Source organism: Arthrobacter sp. CJ23 (assembly GCF_024741795.1).
Classification (GTDB): Bacteria; Actinomycetota; Actinomycetes; order Actinomycetales; family Micrococcaceae; genus Arthrobacter.
On record NZ_CP102950.1, the window covers coordinates 4,520,321 to 4,537,397 of the forward strand.

22 protein-coding genes are annotated in these 17,077 nt (G+C 66.7%); 9 read left to right on the plus strand and 13 right to left on the minus strand.

Annotation, left to right across the window (positions count from 1 at the left end; translation table 11 throughout):
- Window positions 1-88 precede the first annotated feature (88 nt).
- Window positions 89-355 carry a WXG100 family type VII secretion target gene (locus NVV90_RS20480; RefSeq protein WP_258439072.1) on the plus strand — a complete coding sequence of 89 codons (267 nt, stop codon included), beginning with the start codon at window positions 89-91 and terminating at the stop codon, window positions 353-355.
- A 75-nt stretch (window positions 356-430) separates the two neighbouring features.
- Here NVV90_RS20480 and NVV90_RS20485 read toward each other — a convergent pair whose 3' ends face one another.
- Window positions 431-1,468 (minus strand): DMT family transporter, encoded by a 1,038-nt coding sequence (locus NVV90_RS20485; RefSeq protein WP_258439073.1) that lies wholly within the window; start codon window positions 1,466-1,468, stop codon window positions 431-433.
- A 71-nt stretch (window positions 1,469-1,539) separates the two neighbouring features.
- Here NVV90_RS20485 and NVV90_RS20490 point away from each other — a divergent pair, with 71 nt between their 5' ends.
- On the plus strand, window positions 1,540-2,088 hold the full coding sequence (locus NVV90_RS20490; RefSeq protein WP_258439074.1) for a CGNR zinc finger domain-containing protein: 549 nt from the start codon (window positions 1,540-1,542) through the stop codon (window positions 2,086-2,088).
- 51 nt (window positions 2,089-2,139) lie between these two features.
- Here NVV90_RS20490 and NVV90_RS20495 read toward each other — a convergent pair whose 3' ends face one another.
- The 3 genes from NVV90_RS20495 to NVV90_RS20505 form a co-directional block, all read right to left on the minus strand.
- Window positions 2,140-2,517 (minus strand): hypothetical protein, encoded by a 378-nt coding sequence (locus NVV90_RS20495; protein ID WP_258439075.1) that lies wholly within the window; start codon window positions 2,515-2,517, stop codon window positions 2,140-2,142.
- Between the two features lie 75 nt (window positions 2,518-2,592).
- Complete coding sequence (locus tag NVV90_RS20500) at window positions 2,593-3,147, minus strand: DUF308 domain-containing protein (protein ID WP_258439076.1); 555 nt, start codon at window positions 3,145-3,147, stop codon at window positions 2,593-2,595.
- Window positions 3,148-3,213: 66 nt separating this feature from the next.
- Window positions 3,214-4,542 (minus strand): MATE family efflux transporter, encoded by a 1,329-nt coding sequence (locus NVV90_RS20505; protein WP_396125327.1) that lies wholly within the window; start codon window positions 4,540-4,542, stop codon window positions 3,214-3,216.
- Between the two features lie 52 nt (window positions 4,543-4,594).
- Here NVV90_RS20505 and NVV90_RS20510 point away from each other — a divergent pair, with 52 nt between their 5' ends.
- Together NVV90_RS20510 and NVV90_RS20515 are read left to right on the plus strand one after the other, a co-directional pair.
- Window positions 4,595-5,017 (plus strand): antibiotic biosynthesis monooxygenase, encoded by a 423-nt coding sequence (locus NVV90_RS20510; protein WP_258439078.1) that lies wholly within the window; start codon window positions 4,595-4,597, stop codon window positions 5,015-5,017.
- A 101-nt stretch (window positions 5,018-5,118) separates the two neighbouring features.
- Window positions 5,119-5,553, plus strand: a complete 435-nt coding sequence (locus tag NVV90_RS20515; RefSeq protein WP_258439079.1) for a DoxX family protein — start codon at window positions 5,119-5,121, stop codon at window positions 5,551-5,553.
- Window positions 5,554-5,648: 95 nt separating this feature from the next.
- Here NVV90_RS20515 and aztD read toward each other — a convergent pair whose 3' ends face one another.
- Window positions 5,649-6,962 (minus strand): zinc metallochaperone AztD, encoded by a 1,314-nt coding sequence (gene aztD, locus NVV90_RS20520; protein ID WP_258439080.1) that lies wholly within the window; start codon window positions 6,960-6,962, stop codon window positions 5,649-5,651.
- A 122-nt stretch (window positions 6,963-7,084) separates the two neighbouring features.
- Between aztD and NVV90_RS20525 the strand changes: the two genes are divergently transcribed.
- Window positions 7,085-8,059, plus strand: coding sequence for an acyl-CoA thioesterase (locus NVV90_RS20525; RefSeq protein ID WP_258439081.1), 975 nt, complete (start codon window positions 7,085-7,087; stop codon window positions 8,057-8,059).
- Between the two features lie 41 nt (window positions 8,060-8,100).
- Here the strand turns inward: NVV90_RS20525 and NVV90_RS20530 are convergent, their stop codons facing one another.
- Both NVV90_RS20530 and dnaB read right to left on the minus strand, forming a co-directional pair.
- Window positions 8,101-8,910, minus strand: a complete 810-nt coding sequence (locus NVV90_RS20530; protein ID WP_258439082.1) for a hypothetical protein — start codon at window positions 8,908-8,910, stop codon at window positions 8,101-8,103.
- Window positions 8,911-8,974: 64 nt separating this feature from the next.
- On the minus strand, window positions 8,975-10,360 hold the full coding sequence (gene dnaB / locus NVV90_RS20535) for a replicative DNA helicase (protein WP_258439083.1): 1,386 nt from the start codon (window positions 10,358-10,360) through the stop codon (window positions 8,975-8,977).
- A 648-nt stretch (window positions 10,361-11,008) separates the two neighbouring features.
- Between dnaB and NVV90_RS20540 the strand changes: the two genes are divergently transcribed.
- Together NVV90_RS20540 and NVV90_RS20545 are read left to right on the plus strand one after the other, a co-directional pair.
- Complete coding sequence (locus NVV90_RS20540; protein WP_258439084.1) at window positions 11,009-11,488, plus strand: hypothetical protein; 480 nt, start codon at window positions 11,009-11,011, stop codon at window positions 11,486-11,488.
- 3 nt (window positions 11,489-11,491) lie between these two features.
- The gene (locus NVV90_RS20545; protein ID WP_258439085.1) at window positions 11,492-12,067 is read left to right on the plus strand and encodes a hypothetical protein; all 576 of its coding nucleotides are present in this window, start codon (window positions 11,492-11,494) and stop codon (window positions 12,065-12,067) included.
- Between the two features lie 35 nt (window positions 12,068-12,102).
- On the opposite strand, the gene NVV90_RS20550 is transcribed toward NVV90_RS20545, so the two are convergent.
- From NVV90_RS20550 to NVV90_RS20560, 3 genes are all read right to left on the minus strand, one after another.
- Complete coding sequence (locus tag NVV90_RS20550; RefSeq protein ID WP_258439086.1) at window positions 12,103-12,486, minus strand: zf-TFIIB domain-containing protein; 384 nt, start codon at window positions 12,484-12,486, stop codon at window positions 12,103-12,105.
- Between the two features lie 91 nt (window positions 12,487-12,577).
- On the minus strand, window positions 12,578-13,204 hold the full coding sequence (locus tag NVV90_RS20555) for an FMN reductase (RefSeq protein WP_258439087.1): 627 nt from the start codon (window positions 13,202-13,204) through the stop codon (window positions 12,578-12,580).
- Window positions 13,205-13,296: 92 nt separating this feature from the next.
- Window positions 13,297-14,148, minus strand: coding sequence for a PhzF family phenazine biosynthesis protein (locus tag NVV90_RS20560; RefSeq protein WP_258439088.1), 852 nt, complete (start codon window positions 14,146-14,148; stop codon window positions 13,297-13,299).
- Window positions 14,149-14,206: 58 nt separating this feature from the next.
- Between NVV90_RS20560 and NVV90_RS20565 the strand changes: the two genes are divergently transcribed.
- Together NVV90_RS20565 and NVV90_RS20570 are read left to right on the plus strand one after the other, a co-directional pair.
- Window positions 14,207-14,629, plus strand: a complete 423-nt coding sequence (locus NVV90_RS20565) for a DUF1801 domain-containing protein (RefSeq protein WP_258439089.1) — start codon at window positions 14,207-14,209, stop codon at window positions 14,627-14,629.
- Window positions 14,630-14,893: 264 nt separating this feature from the next.
- The gene (locus tag NVV90_RS20570; RefSeq protein WP_258439090.1) at window positions 14,894-15,439 is read left to right on the plus strand and encodes a hypothetical protein; all 546 of its coding nucleotides are present in this window, start codon (window positions 14,894-14,896) and stop codon (window positions 15,437-15,439) included.
- A gap of 174 nt (window positions 15,440-15,613) precedes the next feature.
- Here the strand turns inward: NVV90_RS20570 and rplI are convergent, their stop codons facing one another.
- From rplI to NVV90_RS20585, 3 genes are all read right to left on the minus strand, one after another.
- Complete coding sequence (rplI, locus tag NVV90_RS20575) at window positions 15,614-16,063, minus strand: 50S ribosomal protein L9 (protein WP_207616006.1); 450 nt, start codon at window positions 16,061-16,063, stop codon at window positions 15,614-15,616.
- 17 nt (window positions 16,064-16,080) lie between these two features.
- The gene (rpsR, locus tag NVV90_RS20580) at window positions 16,081-16,320 is read right to left on the minus strand and encodes a 30S ribosomal protein S18 (RefSeq protein WP_003800144.1); all 240 of its coding nucleotides are present in this window, start codon (window positions 16,318-16,320) and stop codon (window positions 16,081-16,083) included.
- A 128-nt stretch (window positions 16,321-16,448) separates the two neighbouring features.
- Entirely contained in the window at window positions 16,449-17,021 is a 573-nt protein-coding gene (locus NVV90_RS20585; RefSeq protein WP_207616007.1) for a single-stranded DNA-binding protein, read from the minus strand.
- Between the last annotated feature and the right edge of the window lie 56 nt (window positions 17,022-17,077).

Here is a 17,077-nt window from a genome sequence, read left to right on the forward strand (position 1 = left end):
TAGTTTCATGTCAATGGATCTTCCGGACAAACCGGAGGCCTCTGGGGATGCCGAACGGTTCGGATCCGACCACTTGAAGGAGAATGACATGGCTATTTGGGGTGCAGACGTTGAGCAGCTTCGCGGTTTGGGCGGCAAGCTGCAGGCAGGTGCCGAAGTAATCCTGGAGCAGCGCTCCCAGCTGAACGCCGCTCTCAACGCGACCGACTGGAAGGGTCCCGACTCCGACAAGTTCCGCGACGAGTGGACCAGCCAGCACGCCGGCAACCTGCAGAAGGTCGCTGACGCACTGCGCGAGGCAAGCAACAACGTGAAGCGCAACGCCGAGCAGCAGACGCAGGCTTCCCAGAGCTAAGACCAAGCTCAACGGCAGGGCCCGGACGCACCAGCGTCCGGGCCCTGCCGCCTTAAGTCCGGCTGGCGAGCATTCCTAGGCCTTGGTGGCCGGCACCTTCGGCAGGGGTTCGACGTCGTTCGCGTGGTCCAGTTCGGCAGCAAGAACGACGGCGCCGGGCTGGGACTCGTTACGGCGGGCACCGCGGAGTTCGTCCACGCGGACCAGCACCACGCCGGCAACAATGAGTCCGCCGCCCATCAGCTGGATGGGTCCGGGCAGTTCGCCCAGGAGCAGCCACGCCCACACCACGGCGAAGAGCACCTCTGTCAACGAGACGAAGGAGGCCACCTTGGAGCCGAGGCTGCGGGCGGCCATGATCCCGGTGACGTAGGACAGTACGGTGGCCAGCACCACCAGCCCGGCCAGGGAAAGCCACCACGGGGTGGTCCAGGGACCCAGGCTGGTGTCGGCGGTGTTGAAAGTCATGGGCAGCAGTCCGGTGAGACCGGCGATCCAGATGACCACGGCTCCCACCAGGAGCCCGCCGGCGGCCATGACCAGCGGCGGGAGGGTGTCGTTTTCCTTGGCCGTGATGAAGAAGTAGATCACCAGGCACACCGCTGCGGCCATGCCCCACAGCACGCCGACGAAGTCCACCTTGACGGCACCGGTGAGGTCGAGGACCAGCACAAGACCGCCCAGGGAAAGCAGGGAACCGGCCGCAGTGAGCGCCCTGGGCCTGCGCCGGCTGGCTATCCAGAGCCAGAGCACGATCATCACGGGGGCCAGGTACTCCAGGAGCAGCGCCACCCCCACGGACAGCCGGGATACGGCATTGAAGTAGAAGAGCTGGCAGCCGGCCACGCCGATCACGCCGAAGAGCGTGATGGTCAGCCAGTTGTCCTTGAGCTGGTGCCAGCGTCCGCGGAGAACCACGACGGCGGGGATCGCCAGGATCAGCGCCGCGCCGCTGAGGCGCAGGGCCACCGCAGCACCGGGGGTCCATCCGGTTTCCAGCAGGGATTTGGCAAACGAGCCGGACAAGCCGAAGACGGCGGAGGAGAACAAGGCAACGCCGAGGCCCGAGGCCATGAATCCTGCCGAATCAGCCGGGGTTTTTGCAGCTGACACAGCAGCCTCCTGTCAGGAGTAAAGTTAGGTGTTGGTCATGACAATACTCTCGAATCATGTAAGGAGTCAAAGTGCTGTTTGCGCCTGACACCGAGGTGGCCCTCCGCAGCGTGGTCAATCTGATCAACACGGCCGCGAACGGGGAGGATTCCCTCCGGACGCCGGCCGATCTGAATGCCTTCCTGGACGCCGAGGAATTCACCGGCACACGGGCCGGAAACGAGGCGGAGTTGCGCAGCGTCAAGCGCCTGCGGAGCCTGCTGGCCTCGTTGTGGTCGGCCGAGGAAAGCACTGCGGCCAAGACCGTGAACCAGCTGCTCGCCGAGGCCAAGGCCCTCCCGCAGCTGGTCAAGCACGATCACTGGGACTGGCACCTGCATGCCACCACGCCCGAGGCGCCGCTGGCCGACCGCATGGGCGCCGAGGCTGCGATGGCGATCATCGACGTCATCCGCAGCAAGGAAATGGACCGGATGCGGGTGTGCGCGGCGGACGACTGCGACGCCGTCGTGCTGGACCTCAGCCGCAACCGCTCAAGGCGCTACTGCGACACGGGAAACTGCGCCAACCGGGCGCACGTCGCGGCCTACCGGGCACGCAAGGCGGCCGGCGCGGAGTAAGCCGCCCACCGGCGTCGTCGCCTCAGCCAAAGGCGGGGAGGGGCCGGAAACTTAGCGGTCGCCGTCGGGAGTGTCAGTCTCGCCGTCGACGGCGGACGGGGTGGAAGGCGCGGCGGGGCCGGCAACCGAACCGTGGCCGCGGCTCGGCTTCCTGGAGCTCAGGTTGACGCCCGAGCCCTGGCCGAGGTGCTCCGCGTTTTCCTTGTGGCTCATCGACAGCATTGCAGCGACCACGAGGCTCACGATGAAGGCGATGCCTGCGCCCGTGAAAGCAAGGTCGAAGCGGGGGGCACGCGCGCTGCCGCCGGAGGCGAAGATCAGCACCGCGAAGAAGATCAGGACGCCCCAGAATGCGGAGAACATGAGTGGTCCCTTGACCGAGGTCCGCATCTTGCGCGGGGCTCCTGGTTCCTGGTTTGCCACGGTCATTCCTCCAATGATGGCGGGCCTGTTCGGCTCCCCGCCGGTCCTCAAAAGTTCTACAAGGAGTAGAACGTACTGATACTAGTTTACGGCCTCGGGCGCGGGGGTACGCCCATCGTGCCGCAGCGTGAGGCCGGACAGCATCCACAGCACCCCGGAGATGATCGCGCCACCCCCGGCCACGCCCAGCAGGGCATGGGCGCCGAGGCTGATGAAGAACGGCAGGGCCACTGCCGTGCCGACGCCGATCACGCCGGAAACCAGCCAGTCGCGGGCCAGGACATGCTGGCCGCGGCGGCGCAGTCCCTGGACCAACTCCGCAATGCCGAGCACCAGGAGCCCCAGCAGCGCCGAAACCGCGACGCCGGCATCCGACTGCGTGGCCAGCGCGCCAATGCCGGCGATCGCCGCGACGGCGGGCACCGCCGTCGGCAGGCTCTTGGACAGGAACACAGCGGCCGCGGTGGCCAGCAGATAGAGGCCCACGGCCCAGGCCAGCACGTGAACCGAGGGCTGCCCCCAGAACACCGTCACCGCGCCGAATACGAGCGCGATGCCCGCGCGCAGCAGCACGGACTTCCAGAGCTCGGCGGCTGCAGGCACGGATGAAGGCGCGGATGAGGCGGGGAGAGTCACGGCTCCAGTTTAGTGCGTGCCGGCACTCCCACCCTTCGCAAGCTCAGGCCGGGCCCTGATCCTCCCTTAGGAACCGAGGACCATCCACTTGTCCGTCCGGGCCCGCAGGCCCAGCGTGACTCCGCGGGCCAGCATGTACCCCAGCGCAAAGACCGCCCACAACCACACGAGCCCCGCGGCGCCGTCGGGCCGCATGAGGTGGACCGCCAGCAGCAGCGGCGCATAGACCGCCAGGTTCAGGACGCCGGCAATCGCCAGATAGCGGGCGTCGCCCGCGCCGATGAGGACCCCGTCCAGCACGAAGACGAAACCGGCCAGGGGCTGCCCGGCCGCGAGCACCCACAGGGCCGCGGTGAGGGCGGAATGGACGCCGGCATCGGAGGTGAACAGCAGCCCGGCCCACGGCGCGGCGACTGCGAGCAGCGTCCCGGTGACTACGCCGAAGCCCAGGCCCCAGCGGATCATGGTGCGGGTCAGCTCGCGTGCCCGCCGCGGGTTCGCGGCGCCGAGTTCCTTGCCGATGAGCGCCTGCGCGGCGATCGCCAGCGCGTCCAGAGCGAAGGCCAGGAAGGAGAAGATGGTCATGGCGAGCTGGTGGGCGGCCAGGTTCACGGCCCCCTGCGCGGTGACCACCAGGACCGTGGCGAGGATGGCCAGCCGCAGGCTGAGCGTGCGGAGCATGAGCCACGAACCCACCTTGGTCATGGCGCGGATGCCGTGCCAGTCGGGCCGCAGCGAGACGCCGTGGCGCCGCGCGTTCCGGCCCACCATCACCAGATAGACGGCGGCCATGGCCCACTGGGCGATGCTGGTGCCGATGGCGGATCCGGCAACGGACAGGCCAAGCCCGTAGACCAGGAACCAGTTGAGGCCGATGTTCAGCGCGAAGCCGGCCGTGGCCACCAAGAGCGGGGTGCGCGTGTCCTGGAGCCCGCGCAGCACGCCGGTTCCCGCGAAGATCAGCAGCATCGCGGCGAGGCCGGGCATGGACCAGCGCAGGTAGTCGACCGCGAAGTCGCGGACCTCGCCGCTGGCGCCCATGGCGTCGACGAGGGGTTCGGCAGCAAGGAACCCGGCCACGGCGAGCGCCGCACCGAGCAGCAAAGCCAGCCAGACGCCGTCGCGCCCTGCCGCGAGGGCCTTAGGGAGCCTGCCGTCCCCGATGGCCCGAGCTACGGCGGGGGTTGTTGAATATGCCAGGAACACCATGAGTCCCACGGCTGTATGCAGCACGGTGGATGCAAGCCCCACACCGGCCAATTGCGCCACGCCAAGGTGCCCCACTATGGCGGAATCGGCCAGGAGGAAGAGCGGTTCGGCGATGAGCGCACCGAAGGCGGGCACGGCGAGGCGCAGGATTTCACGGGCAGAGGAGGGCGCGGTGGAACTGGTCACTTTTTGGGGCACTTTCCCAGCCTAGCCCGGCGGCCGCCGGTAGATTGTGGCTGTGTCCACCGAGCATCCCATTACCGTTTCCGTCGCCCGCACCGTCCTGCCCGGCTACACCCGCCAGGCCAGCGCCTGGGCGGCCGCCGGCCAGGAACTCGCGCGCGAATGGCCCGGCTACCTGGGGTCCGGGTGGGTGCGGACGGCGGCCAATTCCGACGAATGGAACATGCTTTACCGTTTCGCGGATGCGGAGACCCTGCAGGCGTGGGAGGAGTCCGAGGAGCGCCGTTGGTGGATCGAGAGCTCGGCAGGGCTGCTGGAAGTCACACGGGTGGAGCGCCGCACCGGGATCGAGGGCTGGTTCTCGCAGCCGGGCGACGTGAATCTGGTGGTCCCGGAAACCATGGTGCCGCCGCGCTGGAAGCAGGCCGTGAGCATCTTCAGGCCAAGCCGCGCCGTAGCCGGGCGTCACATTAGTTGACACTTCAAGTTTCATCGAACAGGATGGACTTGAAGCTTCAACCAAGCGGCCGCGCCGCGGGCTTCATGACAGCCAACCGCTATCCGAAACGGTGCAATCCCATGAACCAGTCCACCCTGACCAACACAGCCCTTACCGTCCTGCGCGTCATCGTCGGCTTCATCTTCGCCGCGCACGGCTGGCAGAAATTCAACGAATTCACCATCGCGGGCACCCAGGCAGCCTTCACCCAGATGGGCGTGCCCGCCGCTTCGCTTGTTGCGCCCGTAGTGGCAACCATCGAGCTGGTGGGCGGCATCGCCCTGATCGTCGGCGTCCTGGCCCGCGTCTTCGCGGCCCTGCTGGCGCTCGACATGCTCGGCGCCCTGTTCCTGGTCCACGCCCCGGCGGGCATCTTCGCCGACAAGGGCGGCTACGAGTTCGTCCTGGCCCTTGCCGCAGCAGCACTGGCCGTGGCCCTGACCGGCGCCGGGCGGATCTCCGTGGATGCCGTCGTCTTCGGCCGGAACGGCTCCAAGCTGAGCGTCCTCGCCTAGGCAGCCCCGGACCCGGTGACCCCGAACGCCCTCTCACTTCCGCCAGGAAGTGAGAGGGCGTTCGTTTGATCGGGTCCAATGTGAGGGCGCTCGGCCTAGCCCTCCACGCCGCTCAGCTCGTTCGGGACCACGTCCAGCTGGGCTGACTTGGTGACCTTTCCGGTCTTCAGGTCCACGGCGTGGATGGTGCGCTGCGCCGGTTCGGTGACGAACGCCGTCGTGCCCTGGACGAACAGCGTGGGGCGCGGATCCTGCCAGGTCTCCGACTCTTCCCAGGCCGCCACCACAGGGATGGTGGAGGTGACCGCACCGCTGAGCGGGTCGATCACGCGCAGGGCGCCGTCGGTGCCCAGGACCAGCGCTTCGCCTGCCGGGCCGCGGCCGAGCGAGCGGAACGAGTAGCTGGCGCCGAGGTCCACGAGCTGCAGCGTGCCGGTCTCCGTGTTGACGAGGGAAATGCGCTTGGGGCGTTCCAGTGTGGCGGCCTTGTCCACCTTGTAGTCGCCCAGGATCACCGGGGACTTCTCGGAGCCGGCCTGGTTTCCCATGCGTCCGTAGGCGTCGGGGCTGGCGACCTTGGTGATCTTGCCGTCCTTGTAGATCAGCATGCCGTTCTCGCAGCCCACCACCACGGCTTCGTGCGCGGCTACGGCCTCGCCGTGGACGCCGGGGCAGTCCTCGTTCCGGACGATTTCCTTGCGGTCCTGGCTGCTTCCGCCTTCCGGGGCGGCGTCCAGGACGGCGATGCCCGATCGGCCCTTGTCGTTGCCCAGCGTTACCAGCAGCTTCCCGCCGGGCAGTCCGACGGCAACGCCGTGGTGGGCGTCGGGCGTGGTGTAGACCTCGGTTGCGGGCAGCCCGGTCTTGACGGCATCCGCCAGGCCCGCGGGGTCGAAGGACTCCACCTTGCCGGTGCCGTCGTTGAAGAGGACGGTCCTGCCGGCGTGCCGCACCACGTGCCCGGCCTTGCTTGCCGCGAAGGCGCGGTCCAAGAGGCGGGGCTCGCCGGCGTAGTGGTGGCCGTGGTCGCCGTGGGCCTCGGTCCAGACGCCGGCGTCGAACACGCGGAAGGCATCGCCGGTGGAGACCAGGAGGTGCCGGCCGTCGCCAGCCGGGTTGAGGCGGTTGAAGCCCTCCAGTTCGGCGCCGCCCACGGGCTTGAGCGTCTTGGCGTCCAGGACCGTGATGCCGGCGTCGTGGGTGAGGACGAGGCGCGGCGTGCGCGCCTGGGCCTCCTTGGCACCCTCGGGCGGCGCCGGCTCAGACGAAGCGCCCCTGGCGGAGCCGGGGGCCGCCGCCGGGGCGGCGCCGCCGCAGCCGGTAAGCAGCAGGGCGGAGACGGCGACGACGGCGGGCAGCGCCAACGCGCGGTACGTGCGGACTGATGAAGGGATGGGGTGAGTGATCATTCGGTTAACAGTAATGATTCTCATTTATATGAACAAACTCGACGCAGGAATCCGGCCGGAAGCCCGCCTACGGCCGGACGTCACAGTAGGGAGGACAACGGCCGCGCTCGTAAAGTGGCAGCATGAGTGAGCCCGCCTCCAACTCCGTCACCCTCCGTTTTCTAGCGGCCCCCACCGACGTCGGCCACAGCGGCTCCGTGGACGCAGGCACCGTCCTGGAGTGGGTGGACAAGGCGGCTTACGCCGCCGCCGTCGGCTGGTCCAAGTCCTATTGCGTCACCGCCTATGTCGGCAACATCCACTTTGCCGATCCCGTGAACAGCGGCGACATGGTGGAGGTCACGTCCACCATCGTCTACACGGGCCGCTCGTCCATGCACATCCGCACCGTGGTCAGCTCCCGGGACCCCAAGGGCGGGCCGGAGACGATGCACAGCCAGTGCATGGTGATCTTCGTGGCGGTGGGACCCGACGGCAAGCCGGTCCCGGTCCCGCAGTTCGAGCCTTCAACGCCGGAGGAGATCGAGCAGCGGGACCATGCGCTGGCGCGCGTCGCCGTCCGCGAGCAGATCGTCAATGCCATGAATGCCCAGGAATATACCGACGCCGGTACCGCCGAACGCGTCGTCCTCCGGTTCATGGCGTCCCCCACTGACGTGAACTGGGGCGGCAAGGTCCACGGTGGCATTGTCATGAAGTGGATCGACGAAGCGGCCTACGTGTGCGCCTCCCGGTACTGCGGCAAGGACACCGTGGCGGTGTTCTCCGGCGGGGTGCGCTTCTACCGACCGCTGCTGATCGGCCATGTGGTGGAGGTGGAGGCTCGGCTCGTGTACACCGGAGGCAAGGGCATGCACATCGCCGTACATGTCCGATCAGGCGATCCCAAGACCCGGGAAATGAACCTGACCACGTATTGCCTCACCGTGATGGTGGCGCGCGATGAAACCGGGACGGCCGTGCCCATCCCGGCCTGGATGCCTGTCTCAGATGAGGACAGGAAGCTGCACGCGCATGCGCGCGAGCTGCTGGAGATCCGCGGCCACGCCCCGGGAAACCGGCTGCCGGACCACCTGCTGCAGGCGCCCGGCAACTGACGGAGTCAAAGCGCTGAGCGACGTCGGGGGCTGCCGGCTGCTCAGGCTGCGGCGAGCGGCAGCACCAGCAGGTAGCCGGTGGGCAGATCGCTGCTCCAGCGTCGGGGCTCGCGGACCACGAACTGCGTCGCCAGCTGCTCGGGGGTGAGCAGGCTGTTGGGCGCGGGCGACGGACCCCACTTCCCGCTGCCGTACGGGTGGAGCGGATCCTGGACGCGGATTCCGGTGACCGAGAACTCCGGGAACTGCCGGGGATCGCCGAGCGACTCGAACCCGCTCATCACCCACGCGTGGCGACCGCTCCACATGACCAGCCCCACCGGCCGGTCCGTGTCGGTGATGGCGCGCGCCGCGGTCTGCAGCGCGTCCTCGTAGTCGGCGATGCTGACCACGGCGTATGGCCCCATCCCGAGCTCGGTCAGCACTTCCGCCCAACCGATCGGGTTGGCACCGTTGAACGCATTGGACGACCGCGCCCGGGCCATCTCCCACAGTTCGTTCTGCTGGGCGCGATCGGCCCACGTGCCGCCTCCCGTGTCGTCGATGAGGTTGTGCGCGATCTGGATACTCGCCGCAACACACCAGTCGAAGGTGTACTGCGGCACGAAGTCCCCCTCCTGGTAGAGGTTGAGGGCGAACGCCTGGGGCACCGGGGTTGGCGTGGGAACCGGCGTCAGGGCGGGGCTCGGGGTCCGCTGGGGGGCAGGGACGCCATCGCCTGCGGCCGGCTGGGCCGAGGAGCTCGGGATCGGCCGATCGGTGGCGGCATTGTCGACCGCGGGAGTGCAGCCCGCGAGGAGGGTCGCCAGGACGACGATCCATGCCAAACGACGGGAACGGGCACCGATCATGATCGATCCAGTCTAGCGCGGCGCGGCGGGAATGCCTGGTGCCGGGGTGGCGCCCGGGCGCGGCCTAGAAGCCGCCGCCACCACCGGAATCGCCGGCCATGTTGGCGAAGCGCGAGTAGTGGCCCTGGAAGGCAACCACGATGTCCTTGGTGGGGCCGTTGCGGTGCTTGGCGATGAGGATATCGGCCTCGCCGGCGCGCGGCGATTCCTTGTCGTAGACGTCTTCACGGTGCAGCAGGATGACCATGTCGGCGTCCTGCTCGATGGAGCCGGACTCGCGGAGGTCCGAGACCATGGGGCGCTTGTCTGCGCGCTGTTCGGAACCACGGTTCAGCTGCGACAGGGCAATGACCGGGACCTGGAGTTCCTTGGCCAGCAGCTTGAGCGCACGCGAGAATTCCGAGACTTCCTGCTGGCGGGACTCCACTTTCTTGCCGGAGCTCATGAGCTGGAGGTAGTCGAGGATCACGAGCTTGAGGTCGTGCTGCTGCTTCAGGCGGCGGCATTTGGCCCGGATTTCCATCAGCGACATGTTGGGGCTGTCATCGATGAACAACGGGGCGTCGTTCATGCGGCCCATGGTGGTGGCGATCTTGGACCACTGCTCGTCCTTGATGGTGCCCTTGCGGAGGTCCTGGAGACCGATGGTGGCCTCGGCGGAGAGCAGGCGCATGGCGATCTCGTTCCGGCCCATTTCGAGCGAGAACATGACGGTGGCCAGGTTGTTCTTGATGGCCGCGGAGCGGGCGAAGTCCAGCGCGAACGTGGACTTGCCCACGGCGGGGCGCGCCGCGATGACGATCATCTGGCCGGGATGCAGGCCGTGGGTGAGCTCGTCGAGCTCGTAGAAACCGGTGGGAACGCCGGTCATGCCGTCGCCGCGGTGGCCGGAGGCCTCAATCTCGTCCACGGTGGATTCCATGACGTCCTTGAGCGCCACGTAATCCTCAGCGGTGCGGCGTTCGGCCACGGCATAGATTTCGGCCTGGGCCTGGTTGACCAGGTCCTCGACTTCGCCGTCCTGGCCGTAGCCCATCTGGACGATCTTGGTGCCGGCGTTGACCAGGCGGCGCAGCACGGCGCGCTCAGCCACGATCTCGGCGTAGTAGCCGGCGTTGGCGGCGGTGGGGACGGTCTGGATGAGCTCATGCAGGTAGGCGGGTCCGCCGATCCTGTTGATCTCACCGCGCTTGGTCAGTTCATCCGAGACCGTGACGGCGTCCGCAGGTTCGCCGCGGCCGTAGAGGTCGATGATGGATTCGTAGATGGTCTCGTGGGCGGGACGGTAGAAGTCGTGGCCGCGGACGATCTCAACGACGTCGGCAATGGCGTCCTTGGAGAGCATCATGCCGCCGAGCACGGACTGTTCCGCCGGAATGTCCTGCGGGGGTTTCCGGCTGGCGTCCGATGCCCGGGGTGCCTCGAGCGAGTCCAAGTGCGTAACTGACAAAGCCGTCCTCCATTGTGTCCGCGGCAGAAAATCTCCCCGGCAGTGCGTAAAGCGCAGGTGACCCGGCATGGATTGCCCTGGGTTTCCGGTGCCTGCCCATTGATCCCGTTGTATCAACGGGGGCAGACATTTTTCCGTTGTCCCCAGTTTTTTCCGTTGTCCCCAGTTTCCACAACTTATCCACAGGACATTCCACAGCGCATGCTTGAACACTGCTGGATGGGCGCCCGCGGGCCGGGAAAAGGGCGGATCTCATACCCGAAACAGGTACCTCAGCTACGTTAGCCCTGCTTTTCCGAGGCTCCAACTGGGCCCTGTGGACAACATGTGGAATACCTCCCCCTGGTTGTGCACAGCCTGTGCGTTGACCTGTGGACAGAGAAATTCTTTTCCCGGAAAACAGCCCCTGAGCTGGGAAAACAGTCTCCGCCGCGTGTGGATTAAAGAAAACTTCATCGAAGAGTCATCCACAGCCGACACGCCCGGCGCGCCGCTTCAGGGTGCCGGAACCCGGCGCGGAGGCCCAAAACATGCCCCAACTGTGATGCACTGCACATTGCCCCTCGAAATTTGACAGTCCCCTCTCGGAAGTCTATGCCGACCCCGGAATGTGCTGTGGATAACTGCGATCTGGCATAAGCTCTAAGCATGGGTCTGACTCTGGGTGACGTACTGATGATCGGACTGCCGCTGATCGTGCTTGCTGCGGTCCTGTGGGGGCTGACGGAAGCCTTCAAGCCGCGCAACACCGGGACCTCCGACGCGGAACGCTACCAGCGGGAACTGGCCGTCCGCTCCGCGGCCCACCAGGCCGCCCAGTCGCAGGCCGCCCTGGCAGCGCGGGCCCGCGTGGAAGCCTCCACCAAGCCCAGCCAGAACGAAGCCCAGCAGACGCAGCAGGACCAGCAGTCCCGGGCTGCCTTGAAGGCCCAGGCCGGCACCAGCCCCCGCGCGGGGCAGGCCGGTTACCAGGGCCCGGTGCTGCCCAATGGGCAGCTCAATCCGCAGTTCGCCCTCCAGCTGCAGGCCATGGCGCGCAGCGGCCAGAAAATCCAGGCCATCAGGCTCTTGCGGCAGGCGACGCATTCGGACCTGTTGACCGCCAAAAACTACATAGATCGGCTCTGAAGCATGGATTCACTGTTGGTACCCGTCATGATCCTCATCGCGGTCATCGTCGGAGTGCTGTTGATCAGCCGCAGCGTGGCCCGCCGCGCGGCGGGCTACCGGGAACACGCGGCCGCGGCCAAGGTGCGCAAGGATCCCGCCGAGCTCGCACGCGAATCCGCTGCCAAACTCAACGAGGAACAGCACCGCAGGCTCTACTCGCTCATCGCGCAAGGCCAGGCCATGGCGGCGATCAAGCTGTACCTGGAGGCAACCGGAGAGGGCCTGCGGGCCTCGCGCGACGCCGTCGGCGCCCTCGCTTCACACCCGCAGCCCTTCACCCTGCCGGGCGCAGCCACGCCGGAGCCGGCGGACGACGACGATGAACCCGAGCACTTCGCGTACCGGTACCGGGCGATCGCCAGCAAGGGTGACGTCACACGCGAGGTCAGCAGCAACATGCTGAACGACGAAATCTACGGACGCATCCGGACGCTGGCCAAGAGCGGCGACGTCGAGGCCGCCGCCCTGGCGCTGACGCGGCATTCGGACATTTCCATGAAGCAGGCCCTCGAGTTCATCGAGCTCCTGGACGACTGAGGCAGCGGAAGCCGCCCACAGGCAGCCTGAGGCGGCTAGAAGTCGAAGAGGTCCCCCAGCCAGCCTTCCTTCTTCTTGGGCTTGCGGCGGTCGTAGTCGCGGTCGTAGCCCTGCTTGCCGTAGCTGCGCTCGTCGTAGCGCGGCTTGTCCCGCTGGTCGTGCCGCGGATCCTGGCCGTTGTAGGACTGGCTGTTGTAGGACGGGGTGCCGTACAGCGGCGGCAGCGTGAGCCGCGGCTCGGGCTGCGGCGGCACCGGCGGGGCCGCAGGAGGCTGCGCGGACGCCGCGCCGAAGCCGCCGGAGGCGCGGTCGATGATCTTGTCGAGCTCGCCGCGGTCCAGCCACACTCCCCTGCACTGCGGGCAGTAGTCGATCTCCACGCCGCTGCGTTCGCTCATCACCAGGTCAATTGAATCCACAGGACACTTCATGACCGGCTCAACGATCCGGCGCCCGGAAAAGTTCGGCCCGCCCCGCACCACCAGGCCGGACGGGCCGAAGATCAGCGGCTCAGCGGCCGCCGGAGATGCCCGCAAGCAACTGCTCGAACGGCAGCGAGACCATCGGATCGGCCTTGCGGCGCGGCTGCGGCCCGCTCAGGAGCTGCACCAGCTCCCCCGCGGCACGGTCCACGCGCTCGGATAGCGGCGAGGCGCCGTCGTCGGTGTTGCCCCAGTCCTGGGGACCGGCGAAAACGGACGTCTGCGTCATCCTGGTGCGGAGGTAGCTGAAGAGCGGACGCATGGCGTGGTCGATCACCATCTGGTGCCGGTCCGTGCCGCCCGTGGCGCCGAGGAGGGCGGCCTTGCCGTCCAGGGACTTCGGGTCCAGGACGTCGATGAAGGACTTGAACAGGCCGCTGTAGGAGGCGCTGAAGACGGGCGAGACGGCGATGATGGCGTCCGAGTCCTCGACGCCGGCGATCACCTCGGCCAGGCGGGGAGCCGCGTAGCCGGTGACGAAGTTGTTGGCGATCTCCACGGCGAGGTCGCGGAGCTCGATGATGTCCACCTGCGCCTCATAGCCTGCCTGGGACAGCTGGCGCTTCGCGGAGGCGGCGAGCTGGTCGGCCAGCAGCCTGCTCGACGACGGGACGCCCAGTCCGGCGGACAGTACGGTTATGCGGCGGGTCTCCATGGCGATCTCCTGTTGCTCGGTGGTTCATAAATAGAGTACATGCGTTTGCATCTATATCCACAAACCGGGGAGCACCTCGATTTATTCCGGCCCTACAACAGCACCGCCCCTTGGATGCACGTGACCGAGTCTCCGCCCACCCAGATGTCCTCGCCGTCCGCCTCGACATGGATGCGACCGGCCCGGCCCAGCACCGTCCCTTGGGCCGCCACATACTTCCTGGGCGCTCGGCCGCTCCCGATGAGCCACTGGGCCACCCCGGCGTTGAAGCTGCCCGTCACGGGGTCCTCCACCATGGCGTCGCCGGGGATGAACGTGCGGATCTCGAAGTCCACATCCGCGTCCGGCGAGTGCGGGCCCACGATGCCCACTTTCAGATCCCCCATGGCGGCAAGGTCCGGATCGACGGCCAGGACCTGTTCGGCCGATTCGAGCAGCACGCCGATCCACTGCGGGCCGTTGACCAGCCACGACGCATCGAGCAACGCCGCCTCCGGCAGACGCAGCCCGGCGGAAAGCTGCGCCAGTGTGGCCTCGTCCACGGAACCGGAGCGCGTCAGTGGCGGGGCGGCGAAAGCCAGCCGGCCGCCGTCGTGCTTGATCCTGACCAGGCCGGCGCCGCATTCCTGGACCACCACACCATCCTGCTTCGGCGCGCCGCCGGCCTCCAGCCAGGCATGCGCTGAACCGAGGGTGGGGTGCCCGGCGAAGGGGAACTCCTCGCTGCCGGTGAAGATCCGCACCTTGTAGTCGGCGCGCGGGTCAGTGGGAGGCAGGAGGAACGTGGTTTCGGACAGGTTGGTCCAGTTGGCGAAGTGCTGCATCGTCTGGCTGCTGAGGCCTTCGGCATCGACGACGACGGCGAGCGGGTTGCCGAGATACGGCCGGTCGGAGAAGACGTCGACTTGGTGGAACGGGCGGGTGCGCAGGGCTTCAGGAGTCACCGCTGCAGGCTATCACCGGGTGCTGGCAGGCCCTCCCCGCGTCTGCGAAACTACGAGCATGGCAGAGAACAAGACCCAACCCACATACGTTCCTGTGGAAGAATTCCTGGCCGCCGTGGAGCACCCGGGGCGGCGTGCGGACGGCTTCGAGCTGCTGGACATAATGCGTGACATCACCGGCCAGGAGGCCGTCATGTGGGGTCCGACGATCGTGGGATTCGGCAGCTACCACTACAAGTATGGGAGCGGGCGGGAAGGCGACTCGGCCGCGGTAGGGTTCTCGCCGCGCAAGGCGAACCTCGCCCTCTACGGGCTTACGTTCGGACCCGACGCCGAGCGCCTGCTCCCCTTGCTCGGCAAGCACAAGGCCAGCGTGGCCTGCCTCTACATCAACAAGCTGGACGACGTGGACCGTGGAGTCCTCGCCGAGATGATCCGCGCGGGGTACGGACACGTCATGGCCGAGCTGCACCAGCCCTGAGGGGCTGCCTCCGGGCGCCGCGAACGGGCAGATAGTGCCCCCATACGGACCCTGAAAGGGCATCTGCTGCCCGTTCGAGCATCCAAACCCCAAGTCGCGGGCATTGTTCGTCTTTCCGCGGGCGTATCGCGAGGCCTTGGCCGGGGAGTAAACTCAGCGCAGGCTGGGGTGGTCGTCGCAGCCCGTGCTTGCGAATCGCCGAGTGGGGCGCTGTGACGCTTCTGTATCTGTGAACAGATTCCGTCCCCGTCGAAAGTCCCCACCATGCTCACGAAATTCAGCCCGCTCGTCACCGCACTCCTCATCGGTGGCCTCGCCGTCGCGGGGGCTGCCCCCGCCAGTGCGGAGGTCATCGACCGCTACAGCCTCGATTTCTCAACCAGCGGCGTTGCCGACGACTTCTGCGGATCGGGGCTGCAGCCCTCCTTCACCTATGACCAGACGGGTTCCGGCTCCGCCAAGACGCGCGGCCAAGATGACGTGCTCTGGTTCCACGAGGAGCTCAGAGTCGTCCGGACCTTCACCTACAACGGGATGACCGTGACCGACATCCAGTCGAACACGCTCGCCAAGGACCTCAAGATGGTCGACAACGGAGACGGGACGCTCAGCATCACCGCGCTGTTCACCGGAGGAGGCCGGCTTATCGGAAGTGACGGCAAGATCCTCGCCAAGAACGACGGCCAGATCCGCAGGCTCTTCACGATCGACCTTGCCTCCGGCGAGCTGACCGGCGAAGAGCTGATCTTCGGTTCGACGGGCACGAACGACGACTTCTGCGAGGCAATCCTCGCCCACTGGGGCGTCTGATCCGAGTCACCCTCCCGCAGAGCAGCGCGAACGGGCACATAATGCCCCCATTCTGCCCGGGAAAGGGCATCTACTGCCCGTTCGAGCGTCAGGGTCCGCCGGGCAAAGCAGGTTAAAGCGAAAGGCCCCCGCCACCGGAATCCGGTAGCGGGGGCCTTCCGTGTCAGAAACTGACTACTTGCTGACGACCTCGAGGTCGATAACAGCAGAAACGTCCTCGTGCAGGCGGACGTTGGCCTGGTACGAACCAACAGACTTGATGTGGTTCGGCAGTTCAACGTTGCGCTTGTCGATGGCGCCGAGGCCAGCGGCCTCAACTGCAGCAGCGACGTCAGCCGGCTTGACGGTGCCGAAGAGACGACCGGACTCGCCGGCCTTCACTACGAGCTTGACCTTCTTGGAGGACAGCGCAGCAGCCTGGGCCTGTGCAGCTTCAACAGAAGCGTGCGCACGAGCAGCGCGGGCAGCCTTGATGGACTCAACCTGCTTCTCGCCACCCTTGGACCAGGTCAGAGCGAAGCCGCGGGGCAGCAGGTAGTTACGTGCGTAACCGTCCTTGACCTCGACAACGTCGCCAGCAGCACCGAGACCGGTAACTTCGTGGGTCAGAATGAGCTTTGCCATGTTAGTTAGTCCCTTCCTTAGCCGCGGCCAGCGCCGGAGTAGGGCAGCAGTGCAACTTCGCGGGCGTTCTTGATTGCCTGTGCGATCTTGCGCTGTTCCTGAACCGTGACGCCAGTGACGCGACGTGCGCGGATCTTTCCGCGGTCAGAGATGAACTTGCGCAGCAGTGCTACGTCCTTGTAGTCGATGACAGTGATGTCAGCGGCCTTCAAGGGGTTGGACTTTGGTTTGGGCTTACGGAGTTCAGCCTTAGCCATCGTGGAGCTCCTATTCTATGGAGCCCGTGGATATTGATCCACGGGATGGTGGTGTTCGACGGCGGTTGCCGCCCGGGTGCCTCGCGGCACTTCCGGCGGGTTCCGGCGTCGGACGATTTCTGTTTGTTTTAGAAGGGAGGTTCGGAATCCGGGCCGTTGCCCCAGCCGCCGCCTGCATTGCTGACCCCGGGCGTAGCCCAAGGATCTTCCTGCGCTGCGGGCTGGTTGCCGCCCCAGGTTCCACCGGAGTTGCCGCCCTGGTTTGCACCAGCGCCGCCTCCGAAGCCACCGCTGTTACCGCCGCCGAAGCCGCCCTGACCACCCTGGGCGCCGGAGCGCTGGGTGCGGTTGACCTTGGCATTGGCGTAACGCAGGCTCGGGCCGATTTCATCGACTTCGAGCTCGATAACGGTGCGCTTTTCGCCTTCCTTCGTTTCGTAGGAACGGCTCTTCAAACGGCCGGAAACGATGACGCGCATACCCTTTGTGAGGGATTCGGCCACGTTCTCGGCTGCTTCGCGCCATACCGATGCGCGGAGGAACAGGGTTTCCCCGTCCTTCCACTCATTGGACTGGCGGTCAAAGGTCCGGGGAGTAGAAGCGATGGTGAAGTTCGCTACTGCCGAGCCAGACGGTGTGAACCGCAGCTCCGGGTCATTGGTGAGATTACCGATGACCGTAATAGTGGTTTCGCCTGCCATCTACTGCCTCCTTGTTCGTTCCTGCGGGGTAAAGATTGAAAAGCCTGGAGCTGAAA